This window comes from Alphaproteobacteria bacterium, from assembly GCA_016870095.1.
In the GTDB taxonomy this organism is placed as follows: Bacteria; Pseudomonadota; Alphaproteobacteria; order Paracaedibacterales; family VGCI01; genus VGCI01.
Genome location: VGCI01000009.1, coordinates 1 through 25,100 on the forward strand (window position 1 = coordinate 1; position 25,100 = coordinate 25,100).

At 39.3% G+C, this 25,100-nt stretch carries 12 protein-coding genes and 2 tRNA genes; 5 read left to right on the forward strand and 9 right to left on the reverse strand.

Annotated elements, in window-relative coordinates; translation table 11 throughout:
* The 4 genes from FJX03_07125 to FJX03_07140 form a co-directional block, all read right to left on the reverse strand.
* Nucleotides 1-84, reverse strand: an 84-nt coding sequence (locus FJX03_07125; GenBank protein ID MBM3633455.1) for an IS1595 family transposase, incomplete at its 3' end; no start/stop codon positions are given.
* 26 nt (nucleotides 85-110) lie between these two features.
* Nucleotides 111-815: a hypothetical protein gene (locus tag FJX03_07130; protein ID MBM3633456.1), complete on the reverse strand. Its 705-nt coding sequence runs from the start codon at nucleotides 813-815 to the stop codon at nucleotides 111-113.
* Between the two features lie 233 nt (nucleotides 816-1,048).
* The gene (locus FJX03_07135) at nucleotides 1,049-1,657 is read right to left on the reverse strand and encodes an HAD family phosphatase (GenBank protein ID MBM3633457.1); all 609 of its coding nucleotides are present in this window, start codon (nucleotides 1,655-1,657) and stop codon (nucleotides 1,049-1,051) included.
* Nucleotides 1,658-1,673: 16 nt separating this feature from the next.
* Nucleotides 1,674-2,378, reverse strand: coding sequence for a hypothetical protein (locus FJX03_07140; GenBank protein MBM3633458.1), 705 nt, complete (start codon nucleotides 2,376-2,378; stop codon nucleotides 1,674-1,676).
* A gap of 196 nt (nucleotides 2,379-2,574) precedes the next feature.
* Here FJX03_07140 and FJX03_07145 point away from each other — a divergent pair.
* The 4 genes from FJX03_07145 to FJX03_07160 all read left to right on the forward strand — a co-directional run bounded on the left by FJX03_07145 (nucleotide 2,575) and on the right by FJX03_07160 (nucleotide 17,972).
* Nucleotides 2,575-2,651 (forward strand) — tRNA-Met (locus tag FJX03_07145).
* 180 nt (nucleotides 2,652-2,831) lie between these two features.
* Nucleotides 2,832-12,887, forward strand: a complete 10,056-nt coding sequence (locus FJX03_07150; protein MBM3633459.1) for a hypothetical protein — start codon at nucleotides 2,832-2,834, stop codon at nucleotides 12,885-12,887.
* A 69-nt stretch (nucleotides 12,888-12,956) separates the two neighbouring features.
* A complete protein-coding gene (locus FJX03_07155; protein MBM3633460.1) occupies nucleotides 12,957-16,448 on the forward strand; it encodes an acyl-[ACP]--phospholipid O-acyltransferase in 3,492 nt (1,163 codons plus the stop codon).
* A gap of 606 nt (nucleotides 16,449-17,054) precedes the next feature.
* Nucleotides 17,055-17,972 (forward strand): LysR family transcriptional regulator, encoded by a 918-nt coding sequence (locus FJX03_07160; GenBank protein MBM3633461.1) that lies wholly within the window; start codon nucleotides 17,055-17,057, stop codon nucleotides 17,970-17,972.
* A gap of 107 nt (nucleotides 17,973-18,079) precedes the next feature.
* Here the strand turns inward: FJX03_07160 and FJX03_07165 are convergent, their stop codons facing one another.
* The 3 genes from FJX03_07165 to FJX03_07175 all read right to left on the reverse strand — a co-directional run bounded on the left by FJX03_07165 (nucleotide 18,080) and on the right by FJX03_07175 (nucleotide 21,109).
* Nucleotides 18,080-19,057 carry an ABC transporter substrate-binding protein gene (locus FJX03_07165; GenBank protein ID MBM3633462.1) on the reverse strand — a complete coding sequence of 326 codons (978 nt, stop codon included), beginning with the start codon at nucleotides 19,055-19,057 and terminating at the stop codon, nucleotides 18,080-18,082.
* The gene (locus FJX03_07170) at nucleotides 19,054-20,025 is read right to left on the reverse strand and encodes an ABC transporter substrate-binding protein (protein ID MBM3633463.1); all 972 of its coding nucleotides are present in this window, start codon (nucleotides 20,023-20,025) and stop codon (nucleotides 19,054-19,056) included. The genes FJX03_07165 and FJX03_07170 overlap by 4 nt, the downstream gene beginning before the upstream one ends.
* Nucleotides 20,026-20,122: 97 nt before the next feature.
* Nucleotides 20,123-21,109, reverse strand: a complete 987-nt coding sequence (locus FJX03_07175) for an ABC transporter substrate-binding protein (protein MBM3633464.1) — start codon at nucleotides 21,107-21,109, stop codon at nucleotides 20,123-20,125.
* Nucleotides 21,110-21,408: 299 nt separating this feature from the next.
* On the opposite strand from FJX03_07175, the gene FJX03_07180 reads away from it, so the two are divergent.
* Nucleotides 21,409-21,483, forward strand: a tRNA-Val gene (locus FJX03_07180).
* On the opposite strand, the gene gyrA is transcribed toward FJX03_07180, so the two are convergent.
* Both gyrA and ssb read right to left on the reverse strand, forming a co-directional pair.
* Nucleotides 21,484-24,306, reverse strand: a complete 2,823-nt coding sequence (gyrA, locus tag FJX03_07185) for a DNA gyrase subunit A (GenBank protein MBM3633465.1) — start codon at nucleotides 24,304-24,306, stop codon at nucleotides 21,484-21,486.
* A 51-nt stretch (nucleotides 24,307-24,357) separates the two neighbouring features.
* Nucleotides 24,358-24,852, reverse strand: coding sequence for a single-stranded DNA-binding protein (gene ssb, locus FJX03_07190; protein ID MBM3633466.1), 495 nt, complete (start codon nucleotides 24,850-24,852; stop codon nucleotides 24,358-24,360).
* Nucleotides 24,853-25,100: the final 248 nt, after the last annotated feature.

The window sequence follows — 25,100 nt, forward strand, 5'->3', positions numbered from 1 at the left end:
AGATGCACACCGGGCAGTTGTTCCTGCAACAAAATGCTCCATTAACCGTAATTGCTTAGACCAACTTATTCGACTCTTTCTCATGCAACCCTTTATAACACTTCTTGGCGTTATCTAGGACAGCCCCTAAAATTATTTAGACCTTGGTAGAAAATGTCTACCTTCTGTCCCGCACACTCTTGAATAGCTATGAGAAGTGCCTGTGAAAGAGCGGGATTGGAGCCATCGAGAAGACCCCAAGCTTTATCACCAATTAATTTTCGTTGTAAATAAAGCTGCTTTTGTTGGACAGATAGCTCATTTTTGGAAATATCAGCACTCTTTAATTTACCGTAACCCTCAGTTGAGGAAAGGTAATGCCGAGAATAGAATGTTACATCCTGTCCCTCATGAAAAAGGGGAAGAGGTTGTGTGGATAACTGAATTTTAGGAAGCACGGGTTCATTTTGAGGTATTTTTTGGTTCAAGACTTGATTTAAATGTTGCCTTGAAGCCAGGTGTTCTTGCTGTAGGATCTTTACCATTTCTTGCAAACTCTCCTTTGTTGCTTCTTCCTTATCTCTTTCTTTGCCCATAAACGCTAATGCTTGCTCAAGATTTTGTAAGTCCTCAGCCATTCGAGATACTTCTTGAACTCTTATAAGCTCTCTGGCTTCGAGTTGTTCCCAAAGACTGGCAGTTTTCGGCTTTAACGGTTCACTAAGTGAGGAAAATTTTTGGGGAGCTGGGTTTAGTCGTATAACCAATTCTGTCGCCTCACTCTGGCAAACGGCAATGAGAGACGTTAAAGATAAATATATGATCGCTTTTTTCATGGTCGCTCCTTCAATACCCCTACTATTTAAAACTCATGTAATTTATCAATTTTGAGTTGTAATTAATATATTTAATTTAACATTAGTTGATAATTATATGCAACTATTAGTATATATAAAAGTTGGTTGCAAGGGCTTTTAATAGTCAATGTTGGGAATGCATGGGCTGCATTTTGTCACATAAGGAATATGTTCATAAAATTGGAAATTTAGACAAAGCGAGCGAATGCCTATCACACATTGACGCCTAAATCTCTTAAATCTAACCGACATTGGGCAGCATTCATAAATTGCATTCCCTTCAATCCTATTGCTTGTGCTCCCATTACGTTTTTATCAAGGTCATCAATAAAAAGCGTTTCTTCAGGCACAAGAGAATAAGATTCTATAAGAGTCTTATAAGGTAGCGGAGAGGGTTTCAGCGCACCAATTTCACCTGAAACTACAATCCCAGAAAACTTTTGAAAAAAGTCATATCGAGTCTTCAAATAACTGACAATTTCAATCACATTGTCAGTTATAGAATATAAGGGGTAACCTTGATCATAGAGTTCCTCAAGAAGCTCGATGCTCCCCTCTAAGGGAACGAGCGACTCTCTCACCGCAATCATAAGATTTTCAAGTGTTTCTTCAGGAATACCTAACTGCTTCTTATAAATCTGAATCACTTCTTTTTCTGTCAACTTTCCCAAGTTCAAATCAAACCAAACTGAGGATTTGAATAACTTAAGCATTAATTCGTCCGACGATCGTTCTTGATTGAAAAAATGGCGAACAATGTCCTGCGGTGACCATTTTATCAAAACATTTCCGACATCAAACACTATATTTTTAATAGTCATGCTTACCCTTTTCTCCTCATAATTTTTTATCAATCAAGCGAACCCAAGCTTCCCAGTCACGAGCCCCAAGATCATCTTCAAAACTTAAAAGATCTTTAGCAGTTTTCTTGCCTATATCAGAATCGAGAATGACAACATCTCTATTCATACTGAGCGTCAAACACTGTGTTTGACAGGCTTTTTGTAAATGATAGGTATAAAATAGAGCTTCCTTGATCGTTCGACCACTCGTAATCGAACCATGATGCCGCAGCATAAGGACAAATTTGTCTTTCAAATCCAGAGCCAATTTTCGCCCTTGAGTTGTCATGTCTAGTGCCAACGAATCATAATCATGATAATTTACATGATCATAAAAATGAAGTGCCCATTGATTAATAGGCATAAGACCTTCTTTCAAAGCAGAAACAGCCACAATTTCTGGAGAATGAATATGAAAAATAGCTTGGATATCGGGGCGAGCTTGGTAAATTGATCCATGAATCACATACCCCGTCTGATTCATATGACTTTCCCGTCCCCCCCTAACAACCCCAGCTTGGGAAACTGTCAAAAGAGACTCAGCCGTTACTTCATTAAACAACTGACCAAACGGGTAAATATGAAAAAAGGCCGGATCTTCAGCGCGAATCGATAAGTGAGCATAGGTATGATCATCTAAACCAAGATGCCCTAAAATACGATAAGCATACATCAAGTCAATTTTGCGGGGATCTAACATAGCGAAACTTCTTTAGAAAGAAAATCATTCCTAAGATGTGCCGTAAGAAAAGTAATTTGTCAAAGGGGTTTTAAAATATTCACCCTAAAGTATTTTCTATCCAAGATTGACAGGAACTCTCAGGATAGATATAGATTGTGATTGACTGTTCATGATATTTTCGTATTGTATACTTGTTTCATCCCGTGTTTTAAACGGGCCTGTAGTTCAGTTGGTTAGAACGCACCGCTCATAACGGTGTTGTCGTAGGTTCGAGTCCTACCGGGCCCACCATTTTTCATTACTTTTATTAATTTTTAATTAAAAAATATATTTTTTACTTTCTTTTCATGGTTTTATTACCAAAAGCACTTGATTATTGCCCCTAAAAACTTATCTTAACTGTTAGAAAACCTTGTTTAAACTTAAAAATGAGGCTGTTTTTATCCGTTAGGGCTAAAGGTGGTGATTCCGATGACCGAACTAGGAAACGAGAATCAAGAAGAAAATGAAGAAGGTGAAGTTTCTTCTGCGGAACAATCCAGTTCAGGAGCAGAAGGAAAATCTCGTTCAAAATCTGCGCAAAATAATATAAAAAACGCTAAGGATTATAGAAAGAAAAAAAAGGACGCGGTACAAGGTAAAGAGAAAGGGAAAGACACCCAAGAAAGCTCAGATGAAGACAAAGGGCACCACGCTGCACAAAAAGCCGAAGGGGATAGTAGTGGTAGCCATAGTCGAGCGGGTCTCCAGAGTGGTCAAACAACTGTACAATTTAACAGTGGTGGGGGTATCGGCGGCGGTAACGCAGGGATGACCTCCTCATTAACCAGCTTGTTAGGCTTATTTGCATCATCTGCAAGTTTAGTACGCGCTGAAATTGGGGCCATATTTAATACAGTCTCTCAAACCGCTAATGTCCTTTTACGGGGGGCATTCCAAACACCAATCACACAATTAGGCAATCTTTTAGGTGATGAGGGTAAAGGAGGCAAAGGATCTACCGTAACAACCTTGGACCAAACTTCAGAAAGTGCCAGTAACAAATTTATTCTTGATCTTTCTAACTCAAGCGGCACACACAATAATAATGGCGCTCAAGATGCACTCACAAGGTTATTAAGAGGCATTAGCACTCAATCATCTGAAACAAATCATGAGGAGGCGCGTCCACCCGCTGTACCCCTCTTTACACCTGTTACCGGCGTTCCCTTTATAGCAACATTTAATTCCAGCAATTTCTTCCCGGGTTCAACTATTAAGTTTGCCTTTACAAATAACGATACGACGACCCCAATATATAGAAATGCAATTAGTGAATATATTGGTGATGCTGGATTACCCGTCACTGATACCTATAGTTACAAAGTCATAAGCCCCGTCCCCGTGTACCCAACCGACACACCAGGTGAAAATGTAATATTTAACACAGGCGTGACAGCTTCTGAACTTGTTCCTCACACCATAATAACCTACTTATCTGATCCCAATATATCAACATCTCTGGCACAAGCAGATTATTCTGAAATATTATCTAATTTAAATGTTGCAGGAATAACATTCACTCCCCAAGGAGATATTTTCGTAAATGTCAGTGTGCCAACATCCGTCCTTGTGAAAATTATTCCAGCGGGAGAACCTGAATCTAATGGACTTGTCGTTCGTATTGATGGTAGCCCTGTCGCCCCCATAAGCCAGAATAATGCACCTTACTTTGCCCCAAGTATTAACCGATCAGGTGACTCCGCCTATGAACCACGTATTCCGGGAGGGATAGTCACGGGCGGCTCGTCTAATGGCGACTCCTATTATCGACAATATTACACTCAAAAATTTATCTACACAGAAAATTCTATTGTTTCACTTGCGGACGTATATCCGAACACAATGGTGGGATTGAGAGACGGAAATGGTCAATTTCAACAAACTTTCTTCAATCCCTCTAGTGGGGATACAACTATAGTTGGCAATGGAGAACTATTATTAATTGGACATCCCCAACTTCCTGGTATTAGTTATTCCGTCGGCACCTCTCAAACCATCACATATTTATATGAAAAAACAACATATGATGAAATCATTAATGGTCAACAAACTGCCACTAATGCCTTTTATTCTCAAACCAACCCAACCATTCTTACCTCAACACCCCTTGGAAATTTCTTTAATGGGTTTAATTTTCCAGATACGGCTAATAACGTAAACACTTACAGCTTACCCAGTAGCTTGATTTTTCGTCATTCTGGATCTTCTCTTACGACAATTCCAACAGAAGCTACCTATGGAAATTTTGCAGGATTTAAGGTTCCAAGTACATCCATAACAGAATATTCAGCCATCTTTTTGCCTCAAGGTTCAACGACAGATCATATTACCTTCGGGGGCAATGTCTTGGATGTATTCGGTACTAAGTATGGTGAAGGTGATGCTCTTATAATTCATATGTCTACAAATACAACGGCCTCAACTGGATCTGAGAATATTATTACATTTGGTGGCAATACGCTTGCTGGATTCGGTAATGCGTATGGAGACATGCAAACACTTTATATGGACTCAGTCACCGGAGCAAATCATAGCTCAACAATTGCCACCAACCTCATATTTTTGGGGAATATTCTGGATGTCGATAAGGGTGTTGATAGTATTCTTTTTCCTCACCTCGAATCTCTAATCCTTTCCAAAGATTTAACAGACGATAGCAATATTCACTTAACTTTTAAAAATAGTATTATCACTGGGAATGTGGGAAGCGATCAATTTAATGATAACATAAATAATTTGGGGGACCTCTATGACACTACCATTTACAATGGTTTTATTAAGGGCGTAACTGTTAGCGCGTCTTCATCTGATCAAGTGACTATCATTGCTGGCAACAACTCCATTACTTGGGGGACGAATATTTACACAGGGGGACATACAACCCTAAACCCGGATGGCAAAGATAGTTATAATTTCACTCTTATTGGTGACATGGACAACAATCCTATTAGTGAAGGTCATGCGATCATCACTGACTTTAAAATGAGCACAGACAGTATTAATTTTCAAATAACACCAAATCTTTTTAGAGCATTTGATCAACTCCATATAAAAAACATTGATATATCCAATTTAAATGCGAGTGCAACTTTTAGTTCTGGCCCTATCTCAAATCCAAATATCGCAAATTATGATCTTGGTTCAGGAACCCGTATCCAATTTGCGGGGGGCGGCTCTTTATCTTTGGAAAATATTAATATTAGCTCTTTTTCTGAAATTTCTAATATTTCACTAAGCATGAAGCTTACTTATCGACCTGTTGAGTCTCTCATCACTGCTCCTCAACAACCATTGGTATACTCTGGGTCAAATTTTAATACCCCATCGCACTTTAATGAACTTGATAATTTTTTTCAAAATTCTTTATTGGCAACCTATTCGACGGTTATTCCCTCAACTGCCTATAATCCTGGGATTATAAGTCAAATAACACCCACACAAGATTTCACCTTCAATGGAACCATGCTTCAAAATGGAACAAAAACTGTCTTAACTTTTCCGAACTTTTATACCAACCCTGCCGATACGGGCAATGTGACTATTGATCAGTTTGGAACCATTACCGTTACCACATCCACACCAATACTCGAACAACTTGAAATTACAGCAACAGATCAGGCTGGGCATAGCACAACAAGCTCTTACCTATTTGGGTTCTTAGATGCTCCCATCACAACAGTAGCTGCAGGTGATACTTACGTTGGAGGAATAAACCTAGGTGGAGTAGGAAATATTCTATTAGGAACTGGCTCAACACTTATAGGCACAAGTGTGGACCAAAATGTACATTCATCTAATAATAGTATCTTCAATTTAGGAAGTAGCGCCTTAATTGTTGATACCGCAGGAGGCGCTACCGCCTACGGTGACTTCGCTCGGTTAAACTTCACTGTTCAAGGAATTGATGATGCTCATCTCTCCTTAAGCAACCCCAATGCCTCGATATCTACAATTGGAAACACATATAATATTGGTGCCAATGCCTTTAACGTAATTGGAACAACATTTGGAGTCGCCGAAACCCTTACCATTACGGCTGAAGGGGCCGATAATGTAAGAGTTTCCGTTAGTCGTTTAAATCCTATTTCTCTTCATGCTGATGCCTCTGGCCAATTTATAGGAAATACCTTTAATTTTAATCAACAAACAATTTATGGTGCGGGCACTCTAACGGGGTATATCGATACGATTGCTATAAATTTGACGGGTGGCACGACTGTCAATGGGACAAGCCCTTTCGATATAATAGGTCGAGGCACGTTAGTCCCATCAAGTTTAGATGTTTCTGCAGATGTAAATAATAATACTTTTAATTTTGCCCCAACAACAATTATTGTTCGAGGAGATAGCGTCGGACAAACTACAACCGTTGTAGGAAATGTTGAGACACTTAACATAACGACAAAACCGGGTAATATTTCAAATACAAGCTCAAATCTTACCGTCAACTCCTCAGCTACATTTTCTGGCAACATGTTTGTGTTTGAAAATTCCTATCTTCAAGGAGGGGCAGGAAATACAATATTTTATGGTCATATTAGCAATTTAGGAGATCCGTTTGGCTATGGAAATCCCTCCAATGCTTTTGGGTATACAGGGTTTGTGAGTGGCGCTAACGTCGTTATTTCTCATAATGATGAAAATCAAATTGTTGTAACAGATAAAAATAATAATTCAATAACCTATGGAAATAATACCTATACCGGGGGCACAGGGCATAATATTTATAATTTTACCATTGCGCAAGATTCATTTGGCCTCCCTATCATGCAAGGTCATGATACAATAACTAATTTTAATCCCAATACGGACACCATTGTTTTTCACATTGAGTCAAATCTTTTTGCAAGATTGGGAATGACAATTGGTACGGATCAAATCACACAAATTCTCAATGCAGAAAAATTTGGAAGCTATTATACGATTACGGGAAGTACATATCAATTCGTTGGGGTTGGAGGGGACAATGGCTCCCTAACTTTAGGAGGTGGCTTATTTGCTCCATCAAGTACTTTTCTCCTTCTTGATGCGACTTATTCGAATGTTCCTATTCAATTTATATCCACAGGCTCGACCTATGTTCCTCCTACAATTAATCCCATACCTGCTGACTTTGATCCCGTCAAAGTTAATGTATCAATCCCTTATGCTTTTGGAGGGTTTTTTGTGGGAGATCCCTCCATTGTGCAATACTCCGTTCGGGGGGGAGCGGCAGGAGAAATTTCTTTGCCGAGTACAACGCAGTTGGGCGTTACTACCTTCGTTATTGAAGGAACTGTGGATAATGGAATAACTTTTAATTCCGAAGGAACACTCGTTGTAAATCTTGAACCCAACAAACCCATAGATACTTACCTTACTGTTGGTATATCTGACGGCATTAGTCCGTCTCAAAATCTACCTACAGTTCACATCTTTGCAATCGCCTCAACCGATGGTCTCATCCATAACGGGCCCATTGACCCTCAAGACCCAACCATAACCGCAACGGACATAACCTATTCGTCTTATGCTTTTGAAACCAAAACACCGGGCAACACAATTGTTGCGAGTGGTAATGATCTGAACTTTGACCCAACTACAAATCCAACAAATGCGGCCTTAAAAATTAATTTTGGTTCAAACTTAATTTATGATGTGAGTAGTTCTACATCAGGTTCAGTGACAACGGGTCATACAGCAGTGGGTAACATAAATAATATTAATTTCACAAATATAGGAACAACCCCCAATAGTTCACTAAATGACCAAATAATTTTCTTTAATAGCAACCTGTTTAACGTCAATGCATTTGATACAAATGCAAATACCAATGGAGCAGGTATATACGGTAATAATCAAACATTAACCATGAAAGCTGCGGGTAACTTAGTTGCATCCACTACAGGCGGCCCTATAACAATTACACCTATTGATAATACAATCAAAGGGAACTCCATTACTTTTTCAGATAATAAGGAATATGGCAGCGGTAATCTTTATGGAAACATGAGGAGTCTTTCCCTCATTCTTGTTGATCCAACACCCGTTATGGTTTCCAATCCATTGTATGGAAATGCATTTATTCAGGGAAATATATTTAATTTTGGTTCTAATACGTTAATTAGCCAGCCTGTCAACACCACCTTCGCAGGTTCAGCTAATCTTTACACAAGTGTTGGAACTCTCATTATGGCCAATCAAGAAACTTCGGCCTTTCCCCGTACAGGAACAAGTCTAATTGGTGGAACTCTATCCACTGATGGCAATATATTTACATTCAAAAATAGCACCTTAATTGCGGGAGCGACGCCAACCCACTTTTATGGCGATATCGCTGATTTATCAAGAACAAGCTTTGTTTCGCAAATTGTAACAATCATGAATCCGTCAGTCGGCCATGTCTCTATAATGGACGCTAATCATAATGTTATTAATTGGGGCAATAATACCTACATAACCCCTTCAACTGCCGGCAATAATCCCAATATTTATACTTTTACAATTTTTTCCCTGGGAGATGTATATGGGGCAATGCAAGGAAATGTGACCATAAATGGTTTTAGACCCACTTTGGATACATTAAACTTCCAGGTGGCTCCCGGTCTATTTAAATCATTAAATACAAATTACGATCGCACTTTAAGTGCGAGTGAATTAAATACCCCCGGCTTTACAACTTTCAGCTCCCAATCAGGAGATAGTGTCCTTTCTTTTACCCCATCTTTAAATGCGGGATCCATAACATTAGCCGATATCCCCAATATTACAAGTTATAATTCGTTAATAGTAACCGTTGATGTTTCTTATCCAATTGCTCCCGTTACTGTTGCCCCGTTTACGAATGCAAACCCCAATCCCCTTATCCTATCATCAACTGGTGGCACTATAGGAAATGGTATTTATTATCTAGAATTAGATAATTATTTCCAAAATGTAGATATTGCAAACGCTGATTCAACTTATACCGTCACAAATTATTTTGATAACACCTATACAAATGCTTTAGCATCATCGGGTATTACATTCCCACAACTTGCTTTGAATACGTCGGCTATTTCTTTCTCAGCCAATCACTTTGGAACAATCACTGTAACCGACACAACAACACCGAATACCCCAATCTTAAGTCCAGTGATCATTGAAGCCAACGATCCTCATTTTTCAACTAATCATCCGATTCTAAGCCCTCTTTTGGTTGGAGTATTTGAATCCACAGGCAACATTACCTCTGATACAAACCTTCAACCTGATAACCTCGGAATTACAAGATTTATAGGGGAAGCCTCAAGACCAACATACTTTCAAGGTCAGGCCAGCAATGAAGTTATCATAGGAAATATAGATCCTATAGATGGATCAACTGATTATACCTTTGCTCCCTCTGCTGGAGCCCACAATTTTTTTGGTGGCACCACATACGGCAGCCAATTATATAGCAATACTGCTGCTGCTTTTGGGGGCAATATGTTGATCAATACCACGCCTGGCACGACGGCTTATGGCAACTTTGAAAATATTATTATTAATTTATCAAACACAAATACATCATCGTTTTTGAACGTCAATAATTACGTTGCGCAATTTGGTCAAAATGTTTTCAATGTTACCGGAACAGTCTATGGGGTAGCTGATAACTTCATCTTCAATCAATATCAACCCTCGACCTTAGGTTTTTCTCCATTTGAAAATACATTTAACGGAACTTTTGTTTTTGGATATACTCCAAATCCTACGTTTTCTTCTATCGGGTCATACGGAAGTCAAACAATATATGGCTCAGGAACTATTTACGGGGTTTTGAATACCCTTGAAATTGGATCGCATAATTCTGTATCTGATGTGGATTTTAATTTTGCCAATACTCAAGTCGCAATTATGGACGATCAATATAGTACTATTTATTCAAGTTTAGACAGATTAATAATTGATACTTTAGATGATGATGTCACAGTAACGTTCGGGAATACGATTGCTATTGGTGGCTCTGGTGGGGCTAACTTTTATCCTGCCATCAATGATATGTCCTCAACACCATTCTGGACAGATACTGCGATAAATGTCTCTCGTTTTGGAACGTTATTACAAATGCAAGATAGCCATAATAACATTATAAATTGGGGGCAAAGCCAAATTTTCTTAAAGAGTGGTAGCAACAATATTATTAACGTAACTTTATTAGATGCAACACCCGATCTCTTCTCGAGCTCAACAATTAATCCTGTACTTGCTGGGAATCTAAATATCACGAATTTTGATCCTAATCATGATGTTATTCGATTTAACTTATCTCAACCCCTATACGAATATCTTCTTTCTAAAGGTCCAATAACAGGAGCATCCTTAAACGAGTTTAACAGTTTAGAGCCAAATCTTATTAATATGCAAAACACCGGCGGCGATGAACAAATTACCTTTACATATGGTTCCACAATAAAACTTATGGGCTATACGACGGGCGCATCTTTAGCCCAATTTGGTGCTGACGCCTTCCAATTGGGAACAACTTTTAATGGAACAGCTGCTACGCTACCAGGTACTTCTAATGTAGCCCCAAATGCACAAAGTACATTTACATTCACGGTGCCGAGCAATTCAGCATCTGATTTTTCGCTTTTTCAAGAGTATGATCAAATTTCTAACTTTGATACGAGTGCAAATACTATACAAATCACTTTGAATCAAAAACTTTACGATCTTCTCCAATCAAGCTACATGTTTGGAGGAACAACAGATTTCAGAAGCATTATTGAATCTAGTGCCTCAACAAGTTTGGGCGGTATCACGATTAGCAAAACAGCCGCACAATTTGATTCATCAAATAATATAACTTTTGACTCGTCTCTTAATTTCCAGACAAATGGCGTAACATCAGGCACGGTAGTTTTACACAATGTTGATATAACAAATTTATCTGATCTAGGCTCTCAATTGAGTTTTGGACAAGTGGGTGTAACCGGTCAAAGCGATACTTTCTCATTTATCATTCCTTCTGGCATCACCAATGATCTCTCATCTTTTGCTAATGTAACTTACGTTACCCATTTTGATACGGGGACTACGCACGACTATTTACAATTAATACTACCTACAGCTACGTATCTAGCTTTAAGTAGCGATGGCACGTTAAATGGTACAGTCACAGCTGCTCAATTACAAGCAGCCGGACTCACTGTCACAACAGGAACTGCCACAACCCCAACAATTATAGATTTTCCGGGAATTAATAATGAGATCAGATTAGAAGGAGTTACAAACATAACAAGTGCAAATCTTGATAATTACTTGCACGTGGGTTATGTCGAACAAGGCACAACTGGTCAGGATATTTTCAGCTTCACGATTCCCTCTGGAAATAGTCTGGGAGCTTTCACCCAGTTTGATCACGTTTTGAATTTTGATTCTAGCCAAGATATTATTCAGCTTGTTGTGCCGAAAGATGTCTATTATTCAATAAATGAAAATGGTCTCCTAACCCCTACTGAAATAATTAATGCCCTTGCAACAAATGCCTCTACAACGGTCGGTGGGATTTCAGTCACTCAACATGCCGCCCAATATCTAGACACCAGTTTGAACAACATTGATACTGTGTTAAATTTTTCAAATTCCAATGGTGTTGAGGGAGCGATTACTCTTCACAATGTGAATTCAAGCTTAGGGACAAACTTTCATTTTGGGTTTACTCAAGACATCGATCAATTAAGTAATAATACAATTACGTTTAATACAATTGATAGAGGAAACGGGTTTGGTAGCTTTACTCAATATGATCATCTCACCAATTTTGACCTCGGCGGCTCTGATAAACTACAATTTGCTTTATCCGAAAATCTTTACAATCAGATCAGCCAATCTGGTACTTTAGATAGCTTCGGAATAGCAAACTACCTCGATACTCAAAGCATAAATGGATCAGTGGGTAGTATAGTCGCTCAAACAAGTGGCGGATCCACTGTGCTTACATTTGGGTCTAATTCCCAGCAATCCGGATCTATCACTCTTGATAATTTTATCCTTTCCCAAGGTAAACTAGCAGAACTGGGAACACACATAGAATTTGGTAAACTTCTTCAAGGAACATCAGGTACAGATTTATTTTCAGTAAGCGCTTCCGCTGGCAATCCTTCTGATTTATCTTCTTTTAAGGAATTTGATCACATCATCGACTTTGACAATAGTGCTGACAACTTACATATTAATATTTCAACAAGTCTTTATGATACGATTGATCATTTTCTAAACCCATCTCCATTAAATGTTGGCACAACGACGAATGCTCAATTAATTGACGCTTTAGCCACAGGTTCTGCAAATGGGCACGCCCTAAATACTCAAATAAATATCGTTGAAGTCAATGCACAATTTCCTGTCACAAACGCGCCGATAGATACTATTCTACAATTTGTGAACCAAGGAAATATAAGTGGCTCTATAACTCTCCACAATGTCAATTTAAATGGCTCACTGACAAATCTCAATAATTTACTCATTACTCATTCATAAATTTTCCCCAAAGCATCTTGCTGTTACCCTTGTTGTTCTTTACTATTTGATCATTAATGGGAGAATAGCATGGCACCTCACAGCGGTTTTTTTACCCTGCTCACACAAAGGCGCTTTGCTCCTTTATTTTACACTCAATTTCTAGGGGCCTTTGTCGATAATGTTTTTCGTAATGCTTTAATCATTCTCGTCACATACAATGAAACATTGGCGCAAGGATATGATAGACACCTCACTGTGACTCTCTTAGGAGGTCTGGTCGTTTTACCATTTTTCTTATTTTCAAGTCTTGCGGGTCAACTAGCCGACCGTTATGAAAAATCAAAACTTGTTATGTTTTACAAAGCAATAGAAATAATTGTAATGGCATTAGGGATATATGCTCTCCTATCGCAATCCTTGCTGTTACTCTTGCTCATTTTCTTTCTCAATATGACTCAAGCTGCATTTTTTGGACCCATTAAATATAGCATTCTCCCCCTTTATTTAAAAAAAGGGGAGCTCCTTCATGGGAATGCAATGATCGAAAGCAGTACCTTTCTAGCAATTTTATTAGGGTCTATTATGGGAGGGATTGCTGTTTCCATACCCAACTATGGTATTTACATTATCAGCACTATTTTACTCTTATCTTCCATTGCTGCCTTCGTTTCCTGTTGTTACTTACCAAAAGCTAATGCGGCTGATCCTCACTTGAAAATAAATTTAAATTTATTGACAACAAGTTTCACCCTTATCCGTTTAACGGCCCAAAACCGCACTCTCTTTTTATCTATTATTGGTATTTCATGGTTTTGGGTAGTTGGAGGTATTTTCCTAACTCAAATTTCCATTTATGGGAAAGAAGTCTTAGGGGGAAATCAAAGCCTAGCCTCCCTATTTCTTATTCTCTTTACTATAGGTATTGGGCTAGGTTCCTTTTTATGCACTCATTTAAGTAAAGGGAAAATTGATTCCCGGCACATTATTTGGGGAGCCTTGGGAATGACTCTGTTTATTGTCGACCTGGTCATCGCAAGTCATTTTGTTAGTCTCAACGAACCCGATTATATTGGAATTAATCAATTTCTATTCCACAGCAATACTCTTTTCAACAATTGGCGCATCACTCTTGATCTCATGATGATTGCTGTTTGTGGAGGCCTTTATACAGTCCCATTATATACCCTTCTACAAGTTGAATCTGATACAAAGGTGAGATCCAGAGTCATTGCCGCCAATAACATTATGAATTCCTTTTTTATGGTGGTTTCTACTCTCATCACGATGATTTTGGTGTCTTTCAAAATCCCTATTCCCCATATATTTTTAATAACGGGTTTGGTCAATCTTATTGTAATCGGTCGTATCGCCCGACTGGTACCCGAATCTGTAGTTCAGTTATTCTTTCATGGTCTTCTAAAATTTCTTTTTCGAGTAGAAATTAAAGGACTACAGAACTACCATAATTCTGGAAAAAGAACTTTAATCATTGCAAATCATACGTCTTTTCTTGATGGATTATTGATTTTTGCATTTATTCCAGAACGCCTCAATTTTGCTATTTACAGTCACTACATTAACAAGTGGTGGATTCGAATTATGCGCGGAAGTATAAATTTATTCCCTCTAGATCCGACAAACCCACTGGCAACGAAACATCTCATAGATTTTTTGCGCCAAGACCGCAAATGCGTCATATTTCCCGAAGGACGCATCACAGTAACGGGATCATTAATGAAAATTTATGATGGCCCCGGGATGGTTGCCGACCGGGCGGAAGCCACCATCTTGCCCATTCGTATAGAGGGAGCACAATATTCTTTCTTTTCTCACTTACGAGGTGTTGTCCGACGAAAATTTCTCCCCCAAATTACGCTTACTATTTTGCCGTCTCAAATCATTAGCGCACCCAAAAACCTTAAAGGTAAAGAACGTCGAAAAATCATGAGTAGTAAGCTCTATGATATTATGGTTGGTATGATATTTGAGACATCACCCTATGAAAGAACTTTATTCAGTACTTTTATTGAAGCGGCCAAAACTCATGGTATGAGAAGGATTATTGTAGAAGATAGTCAACGTGATCCTCTCACGTATCGCCAAGTTCTTATGCGTTCTTACATCTTGGGTCATTACTTAGAGAACAGAACGGTGCCTGGAGAACGTGTGAGTATTCTATTACCAACGTCTATTGCAACTCTTATTAGCTTTTTTGCCTTACACAGTATTGGTCGCGTTCCAGCTATGTTAAATTTTTCTCTTGGATTGCAAAATTTACAAGAGGCATGCAATTTAGCCCGAACAAGACTTGTGATCACCTCCCGACGATTTATCGAAATTGCTCATTTAGAAGATATTGTAGAAAAATTATCGCAACACGTTCAAATTTTATATTTGGAAGATGTCCGCACCGATATTGGATTATTTGCGAAAATACGAGGTCTAATCGCTGCACATTTTCCTGAATTTTTTCACCGTTTTCTCTATCATACCATAAAACCAGACGATCCTGCCGTTATCCTTTTTACATCAGGCTCTGAAGGAACACCCAAGGCCGTTGTTCTCAGTCACACAAATATTAATGCCAATCGATTTCAAGTTACCTCTACCATTGATTTTAACGCACAAGACATAGTTTTAAATGTTCTTCCTATGTTCCATTCCTTTGGTTTAATGGGGGGAACTTTAATTCCTTTATTCCAAGGAATTCGGGCTTTTTACTATCCGTCTCCCCTACATTATCGAATGGTGCCCGTAACCGCCTACGACATTAATGCGACCATTTTCTTTGCAACAGATACCTTCTTAAGTCGCTATGCAAGGCTGGCTCATCCTTATGATTTTTATGCAACACGCTATGTATTTGCCGGGGCCGAAAAACTTCAACCTGAAACTCGACAAGTCTGGATCGAACGTTTTGGTATTCAAATCCTTGAAGCTTACGGCACTACAGAAACATCTCCGGCCTTATCCATGAACACACGTATGTATAATAAGATTGGAACTGTTGGTCGTTTCTTGCCGGCTATCCAGCACCGTCTACGACCTGTTGAAGGAATATCGCAAGGGGGGCAATTACTAGTGAAGGGTCCAAATATTATGTTGGGCTACATCAATCATGATACAAGTCGCATTATTCCCCCAAGATCTGATTTTGAAGAAAACAATCACTCTTCAAGTACTGGATGGTACGATACGGGTGATATCGTTTCGGTGGATGAACAGGGATTTGTAACAATATTGGGACGTGTTAAACGGTTTGCTAAAATTGGGGGAGAGATGATCTCTCTTGTATACATTGAAGAAATCATCAATACTTTTTGGCCAGAAAGTCAGCACGTACTTCTTGCATTTCCTGACCCAAGAAAGGGAGAAAAACTTGTGCTTTTAACGACGGGATCCCTGTCCCGTGAGGAAATTACCACCCATCTTAAATCTCAAGGGCTTACAGAATTGAATTTTCCGCGACACGTATTTTACACGGATCAAATTCCTCTCTTAGCAACAGGAAAAGTGGATTTCCCCCAGGCAAAAATCCTAGCAGAGAATTTTATGGCAAGAGATAGCCAAATAGGATAAATATTTTTAATCCTACGGCCTCTCGATAGAAAATTATGGAACACATTTTGCTTTTGCGAGCATTTCCGGAAGAATAGAAATTTCCATTATTTTTGCTACCTGCGCTTTTTTAGCGCATACTGCCAATACTAGATAATTTTTTATTATAATCAAACATTTAACAATAAGGCTTCATCTTTATAATTATAATTTAATTGATAATTAAAATTAAATTATTGATATTAGTTTCTCTATAAGATATTCCATTTTATGTAAATAAGTAAAAATTTTATTAGCTTATTTCTTAATTATTATGCCATTTAAGGCTTTGGATCATCTATTAAAAATAGGGAGATTTATATGAATAAAGTTAATTATGAATCAAAAATAAACCAAATGTTTGCTCCAATTTTTATTGGTAAATAATACTAGGAATAGTTCATTAAAATAACTTAGAAGATTTTTCCGAAAAACAAATAATTATATTGTTTTATTGTCATGACTGCAATACCGATACTAAATTTTTTTTAGTCTTAGACGATAATATTTTTTGCTAAACATTAAGAATTCGTTATTATTTTTAAATTAATATTGTTTTGTATATTTATTAATAAGAGGAATTTCTAAGTGGATTTTAATTTAGAGCATCTCCGATCTTTTATTATTGTCGCCCGCACAGGTAATCTGAGTTCAGCAGCGAAAGAGCTTGGAACTACACAACCAAATCTTGGTCGTCAAATGACTGCGCTAAGCAAAGAAGTTAATATAACTCTATTTTCTCGTCATTCACGCGGAATAACACTAACAGAACAAGGGGAGGAATTTCTCAAAGTATGTGAAGAGATTATTGGTGATTTTGTTCAAAAAACAGATATTATTCGAGAAAAAACATCGGAACCGCAGGGAACCCTTCGGATAATGATGGGAGTAGGTGCATCACAAATAATCTTAGACCACCTTTCTCCCTTTATTCATAAGTTTCCAAAACTTTGTTTTAGATTTTCATCCATAACCGACATTTTTCAATTTAAAATCGGAGATGCTGATATTGGTATTATGCCGGTATCATCATCTGACCCAGACTTAATTCAACACCATCTATACGATATGGATTTAAGAATTTATGCTTCTCCACATTATCTTGCCAAACACTCTCTGCCTAAGACACTTGAGGATTTATACGAGCATAATATGGTTGTTTATATTGGCGACACGCCAGAAATCACAAAATCTCTCTCCCTTCACTTAACTGGCAACCCTTCTAGAGATTCTAAATACAAAAACCTTATTGAAGTTAATAATGGATTATCTCTACGTAAAACTTTATTAAATGGTTTAAGGATTGGAAGTTTTTGGTATGAGGAGGAACTTTTAAAACAAGGAGTTCTTGTAGATGTATTTCCAAACATGCCAAGTCGCAGTATTCCTCATTATTATACGTATCATCGCCGTTTAGAAAACTCTCCAAAAGTACATGTCTTTCATGAATTTATGAAGGAAATTGTCAAACCATTCCAAATGATAGCCCCTGCTAATAAAAAGTAATATTACAAAAATTTTTATGTACTTCATATTTGAGATAAAAAACAAGTATATTAAAATTTAACACAATAAAAAGTGACAAATTTATTCTCTGTATTCTAGATAGAAAATTATGGAACACATTTTGCTTTTGCGAGCATTTCCGGAAGAATAGAAATTTCCATTATTTTTGCTGACCGCGTATTAATGACCAAATCAAGTTGATGATTCACTTCTATGGGTATATCTGAAGCTTTTTCTCCTTTAAGTATTCTGGCAACTAACTGACCAGCCTTATAACCCATAGCTTTATGAGACGGTGCATGAACAGCCAAAACACCTCTTTCAGCTGAATCATAATCCGGTGTAAAAATAGGTATTTTATTTGTACGCCCTAAGGCCACAATTCCATCAATTGAGGCCATCGCCGTATTATCAAGAGGGATAAAAATAGCATCTGCTTTCCCAATTAAACTGGTAGCTGCCATAAGAGTGTCTGCTGTTCTTGCGGTTGTTGCATAAACTAAAGAATACCCCATTTCAGGGGCAAGCTTTGCTAACTTTTCTACAGCTTTAGAAGAATTAGCTTCTCCCGGATTATAGAGAACACCGATAGTTTTAACAAAAGGGGCGATTTTTTGAATGAGCTCCAATTGAGGTCTCAAGGGCATTCCGTCACTCACACCTGTTACATTTTCTTTGCCCTTATCAAGAGATGACACAAGACGTGATTCTAAAGAATCAGTTACTGCCGTAAAAACCACAGGAACATTATGTTTGGCCATCGGGCGAATGAGACTTTGCGCTGAAGGGGTGGAAATACCAATTGCCACCGCTGGCTTCTGACTAACAAAGCCATCAGCAATTTGACTTGCCGTCGCAATGTTACCTTGAGCATTTTGATATAAGAGTCTCATTGTCTTACCGTCCTCAAAGCCTGAATCATTCAAGGCCTTGATGATACCTTCACGTTCTTTCGTTAAGGCATCATGATCAACAATTTGCGTAATCACAACAAGGGGCAATTGAGAAGATTGGGGCACATCATCTGCCCAAATACTTCCCATTATCAATAAGAAACAGAGAATAAAAAAATGATGAAAGTTCATGCCCCGCCTCCGCTTTGTTCTGAAAGCTTTTTCTTCAAAGATTCTGGGACTTTAATTCCAAGAGATTCAGCAATCTTATTATTTAAATCAACGTTTACATTTGCGGGATATTCTATTTGCAAATCAGAAGCCTTTGCTTCACCTCGCAAAATTTTAGCAATCATACGGCCTGTTTGACGGCCAATTTCATATTGATCTGCACCCAAAAGTGCTAAGGCGCCACTTTCTATAAGATTACCATCACTTGCAAAAAGCGGGATTTTATTGTCACGACAAATTTGCCCAATGCCATTAATAGCTGCTAATGCTGTATTATCATTGTTGATGAAAATTGCATCAACTTTACCAATCAGACTTTGAGCCGCACTCGTCACTTCACTTGTTTTCGAAGCTGCTGCAGGTACCAATTCTAGCCCTTTCTTCTTACTATCATCTTGCATTTGGGTCAGAAGACTCGCTGAATTTGCTTCCCCGGGGTTGTAAACAACGCCGATTTTTTGGGCGTTAGGTAAAATTTTCATGATGACATCAAATTGATCTTTGGGGGGAACAAAGTTTGAAACTCCTGTAACATTTCCCATTATTTTTGCCCCTTTTGGATCTGTCACAGAAGCAAAAACCACAGGTATTTTTCTGTCTCGCGATGCACTCAAAGCAGCTTGGGCAGCCGTTGTCCCAATCCCAATAAGTAAATGAACTTCTTGCCCTACAAATTTCTGGGCAACTTGGGTAGCAAGCGCCGGGTTTCCTTGTGCAGAATCCCAAGACCATTGTAAATTTTCTTTAAAACCAAGTTGGGTTAATTCATCACGAATTCCTTTGCACGTTGCATCTAGCGCCGGATGTTCAATGACCTGAATAACACCAATTTTATAAAGGGTGGTGGGAAGAGATGACGTTGCACCAAAAGTCATTGCAATTGGTAGTATTAAAGCAATAATCGTTTTTATAACTGTTCTAAAAGCCATAATAGGGACTCCATTTTAAAATTCGTTTTTCCATTATTTCGTTCATTCTGATTGGACAAATCATAAGTGTTATGATGGGGTTCCATAATTTTCTCTCCTATTTCTTAATAACAAACTTTGCACGTTTTACAGTAGCTTCGGGAAATATAATCTTTAGTTCTTCTGCTGTATCTTGGTTTAAACTCACCTCAATTTCCGCAGGCGTTTCTACGGATAATGTTTGAAGATTTACCCCTTTCAAGATTTTAGCCACCATCCTGCCGGTTTGTCGTCCCAACCCATATTGACAATGAGCGATGGTTGCAAGACATCCTTGTCTAACGGACTCAGGATCTGAAGAAATAATGGGAATAGTATTGATTTGTGCTATTTTTAAAAGAGACTCAAGCGCCGCAACAATGGTGTTATCATTGGGAATATATATAACATCAACCTTTCCAATTAACGATCTCGCAGCAGCCGTCACCTCTACCATATTAGAAGCCGTTGCGCGAACGAGAGTCATCCCCTTTTTCTCTATGTTTTGTTCAAAAATTTTGAGAACAGCAAGAGAATTGGACTCTCCCGGATTATATATTGTTCCCACTCTCTTCGCATTGGGTAATATATCTTGTAAAAGAGACACCTGTTCCGCCACAGGAGGTAAGTCTGATACCCCTGTAATTCCCTGACCCGCCTTATCCATACTCGGCACTAACTTTGCCCCTATCGGATCATTGACGGCTGCAAAAACCACGGGAATGTTATGATTTCGAGCCACTGCATAGATTGTTTGAGTTGAAGGCGTTGTAATGGGAACAATAATTGTGGGGTTTTGACTCACAAATTTTTGGGCAATCTGTGTTGCCGTTGCGATATTTCCGTGGGCATTTTCAAACAAAAAATCACAGTCAATTTTTTGTATCGCCAACTCATCTTCAATTCCATTACGTATGAGATTCAAAGAAGGATGGGGCACAATTTGCGTAATAGCAACGAGGGGCTTTTTCCCCGGGGATGAATTTGTTCCTGCAGCACATGATATTGCTACTGAAACGAGAATAACACTACGCTGAATGATATTTTTAAAACGATAACTTTTCATAATCTTTCCTTACATTTTTAAAACAAAACATTAACAACCTATAAATCACCGATGGTGATAGGCCCGCCAATGTCCGTAATAAAGATGTAAAGACTGAATCACAAAAAATTCCTTTGAACAAAACCAAGTTTACACCATATTATTTGGTGAAGGTAAGTCATAATGTCAAGAAAATATTTACCAATATCCCGCAGCGCCTTAATTTTAGCGAAACAGCTCTTGACTAGATTCATCTCGACAACGTGTTTATACTTGAGTCTTGCTATTTCCCATAGGTCATAGTAAAAACCAAAGGTATTGGTCGCATAGCTCAGCGGTAGAGCACTACGTTGACATCGTAGGGGTCACAGGTTCAATCCCTGTTGCGACCACCATTACTCCCTAGCAACCGTTTTCAGCTCTTGCGTTTCCTCTGGCATTGTATCTATGACTTCAGCTTCAGAGATAGGGCTTTCATCTTCTGAACCTGCCTCACCCTCGGTAGTATCTTCCGCATCATCATGGTCACCCAAAGGAATGCGGCTTACAGCCACGACTTTTTCTTCCTCGCCCACACGGAAAATGGTCACCCCTTGGGTCCGTCGTCCGGCTATGCGGATGTCGTGCACAGGGCAACGAATCAATTGTCCCCCATCTGTTACCAACATAATTTGATCTGTTGGATCAACAGGGAATGAACCAACAACACCACCATTGCGTTCATTGACAATGATACTGTCAACACCCATGCCTCCGCGACCCGTTGTGCGGTAACCATAAGAGGAGCTTCTCTTACCAAAACCTTTTTCCGTAATCGTCAAAATAAATTGTTCGCTGCCCGCAAGCTCTAGAATGCGTTCTGGGGATAGTTTCACAGCCTCTGAAGACCCGTCTTCATCATCCAAACTATCTGATCCCAAAGCATCTTCGCCTTCCAGTCCTCCTTCAAGAGCCTGACGAGCTTTAGCAGCTTGGCGCAAATAAGCATCACGTTCTTCAGTTGAAATAACCATTTGACCCAATATACCCATGGAGATGACTTCATCGTCTTTAGATAAGCGAATACCCCGGACACCATTGGAGTCCCGACCGACGAAGATACGAATATCTGTCATATGGAAGCGTATACATTTGCCTTTTTGAGTGGATAACAATACATCGTCATTTTCTGTACATGTTTGCACGGCAATTAAATTCTCGCCCTCATCCAACTTCATGGCAATTTTACCATTTGCTTTAATATTTAAAAAATCGCTTAAGCGGTTGCGTCGAACATTCCCCTTAGAAGTCGCAAACATCACAAACATCTGATCCCACAGATTCTCCTCTTCCGGTAGGACCATTACTGTCGAAATGGTTTCTCCCTCCGACAAAGGCAGAAGGTTAATCATCGGGCGGCCTCGCGCTTGAGGCGTGGCCAATGGCAGACGGTAGGCTTTCAACTGATAAACGCGTCCAATAGACGTAAAGAACAAAACAGGGCTATGAGTATTGGCAACAAAAACATCACTCACAATATCTTCATCACGGGTGGACATTCCTGATCGTCCCTTACCGCCACGACGTTGTGCTCTATAGGTAGACAATGGCACACGTTTGATGTAGCCATTCAAGCTTACTGTCACAACCATGTCTTCCCGCTGAATGAGGTCTTCCATATCAACATCGGAACCCCCTTCTTCAATCGTGGTCCGTCGCGGTGTCGCGAACTGTTGTTTCATCTCAATCAGCTCGTTACGCAAGATATCCATAACCAACTGGCGAGACGCCAAAATGCGCAAATATTCAGCAATCATATCGGCAAGTTCTTGCAAATCTGCCGCTATTTTATCCCGTTCCAACCCTGTCAAACGGTGAAGACGTAAATCCAAGATGGCTTGAGCTTGCGCATCGGAAAGTCGGTACGTATTCCCCACCACTTCTCGATCGGGTTCAACTAAAGAAATAAGAGCTGCTACGGATTCTGATGGCCAATCTTGTGCCATTAACTGTGCTTTAGCAACTTGCCGATCAGCAGCGGCACGAATCAAGGCAATGATTGGATCAATATTAGCAACCGCAATGGCTAAGCCTACAAAGAGGTGGGCTTTTTCTCGGGCCCGAGCCAGCTCATACCGCGTGCGACGCAAAATAACTTCCTCACGAAATTCGACGAAAGCTTCCAGAATTCTTTTAAGAGGCAATTGCTCGGGTCGACCATGATTAAGAGCCAACATATTGATACCAAAAGATGTTTGTAAAGCCGTATACCGGTACAATTGATTTAAAACAACATCAGGAACAGCATCTCGCTTTAACTCAATAACAACCCGCATTCCTTGACGATCGGACTCATCTCGCAAATCAGAAATGCCTTCAATAATTTTTTCTTTGACCGTTTCGGCGATGCGCTCGATCATGCGTGATTTGTTAACTTGATAAGGAATTTCATCAATGATAATGGCTTCCCGATCTCCCCGAAGCGTCTCAAAATGTGTTTTTCCGCGAATGACGATAGAACCACGTCCCGTACGATAGGCTTCAAAAATTCCCCCGCGCCCCATAATTGACGCCCCCGTTGGGAAATCAGGTCCGGGGACTATGGCGATGAGTTCCTCAACTGTAATGTCAGGATTATCAATAAGCGCACAACACGCCTCTAGGACTTCCCCTAAATTGTGGGTGGGTATATTGGTTGCCATACCGACCGCAATTCCACTCCCCCCATTAACTAATATGTTCGGAAAACGGGCTGGCAGAACTTTGGGCTCAACCATGGAATCATCATAATTGGGCTGAAAATCAACGGTATCTTTATCAATGTCTTCGAGAAGGGCATGAGAGGGTTTACTCAGCCTTGCTTCCGTATAACGGGAGGCAGCAGCAGGGTCGCCATCCATTGATCCAAAGTTTCCCTGTCCATCGATCAATGTCAGTCTTAAAGAAAAATCTTGAGCAAGACGAACCATAGCATCATAAATTGCCATATCACCATGAGGGTGATATTTACCCATAACATCACCCACTGTTCGTGCAGATTTACGATAGGGCCGATTATATTCGTTTCCGGCTTCCTTCATCGCATACAATATGCGTCTATGAACCGGCTTCAACCCATCTCGCACGTCAGGCAATGCACGAGACACAATAACGCTCATTGCATAATCTAAATAGGAGCGTTTCATCTCCTCTTCGATAGCAATAGGCTTAATATCTGATGGCTGAAGGGACGTTGTCATCTTGCTTCTTTCCTCTTAAAAGTCTTCAAAAAAAATTACGATATCACTTCGTTAAAAAGGCACTTCATCATTCAAAGGGGCGCCGCTACCCAGAGGCGCCGAACTCAAACCCGCCCCAAAACCCCCACTGTTTCCCCCAGATGGAAAAGAGTCGTGTTCATAGCTACCTCCTTGATCTTCAACACCCCCACTTCCGCGAGTATCAAGCATGGTTAGTTCACCGCGGAATTTGCCAAGAACAACTTCCGTTGTATACTTTTCCTGCCCTTGTTGGTCTGTCCATTTGCGAGTCTGCAACTGTCCTTCTAGATAAACTTTAGAGCCTTTTTTAAGAAATTTTTCTGAGACTTCTGCCAATTTATCATTGAAAACGACCACACGGTGCCATTCTGTGCGATCCCGCCGTTCACCTGATGCTTTATCTTTCCAAGATTCACTCGTTGCAACAGATAATGTTACAATTTTACCGCCCTCAGGGCTATTGCGCACTTCAGGATCCCGTCCCAAATTTCCGACCAAAATAACTTTATTTACCGATCCCGCCATATTCGTTTACTCCTTACCAAAATGTCATTTCTTTAGAGTTTACAACCTTAACTCTGGGGCTTTAAACTGGTCCCAATCCTTTGTTCTTTTTGCTTTCAAGAGAAGAAGGTCACTCTACCTTCTTTTATACGAAACTCTGATGCTCAACGCCATCTTTTGTTTTATATAAAGACTGAATATTTTGAAAAAGCTTAGTTTTTTACAACTTAGTTAATAATTTAAGTAAAGAAAGCTTGCATAGGGTTAAA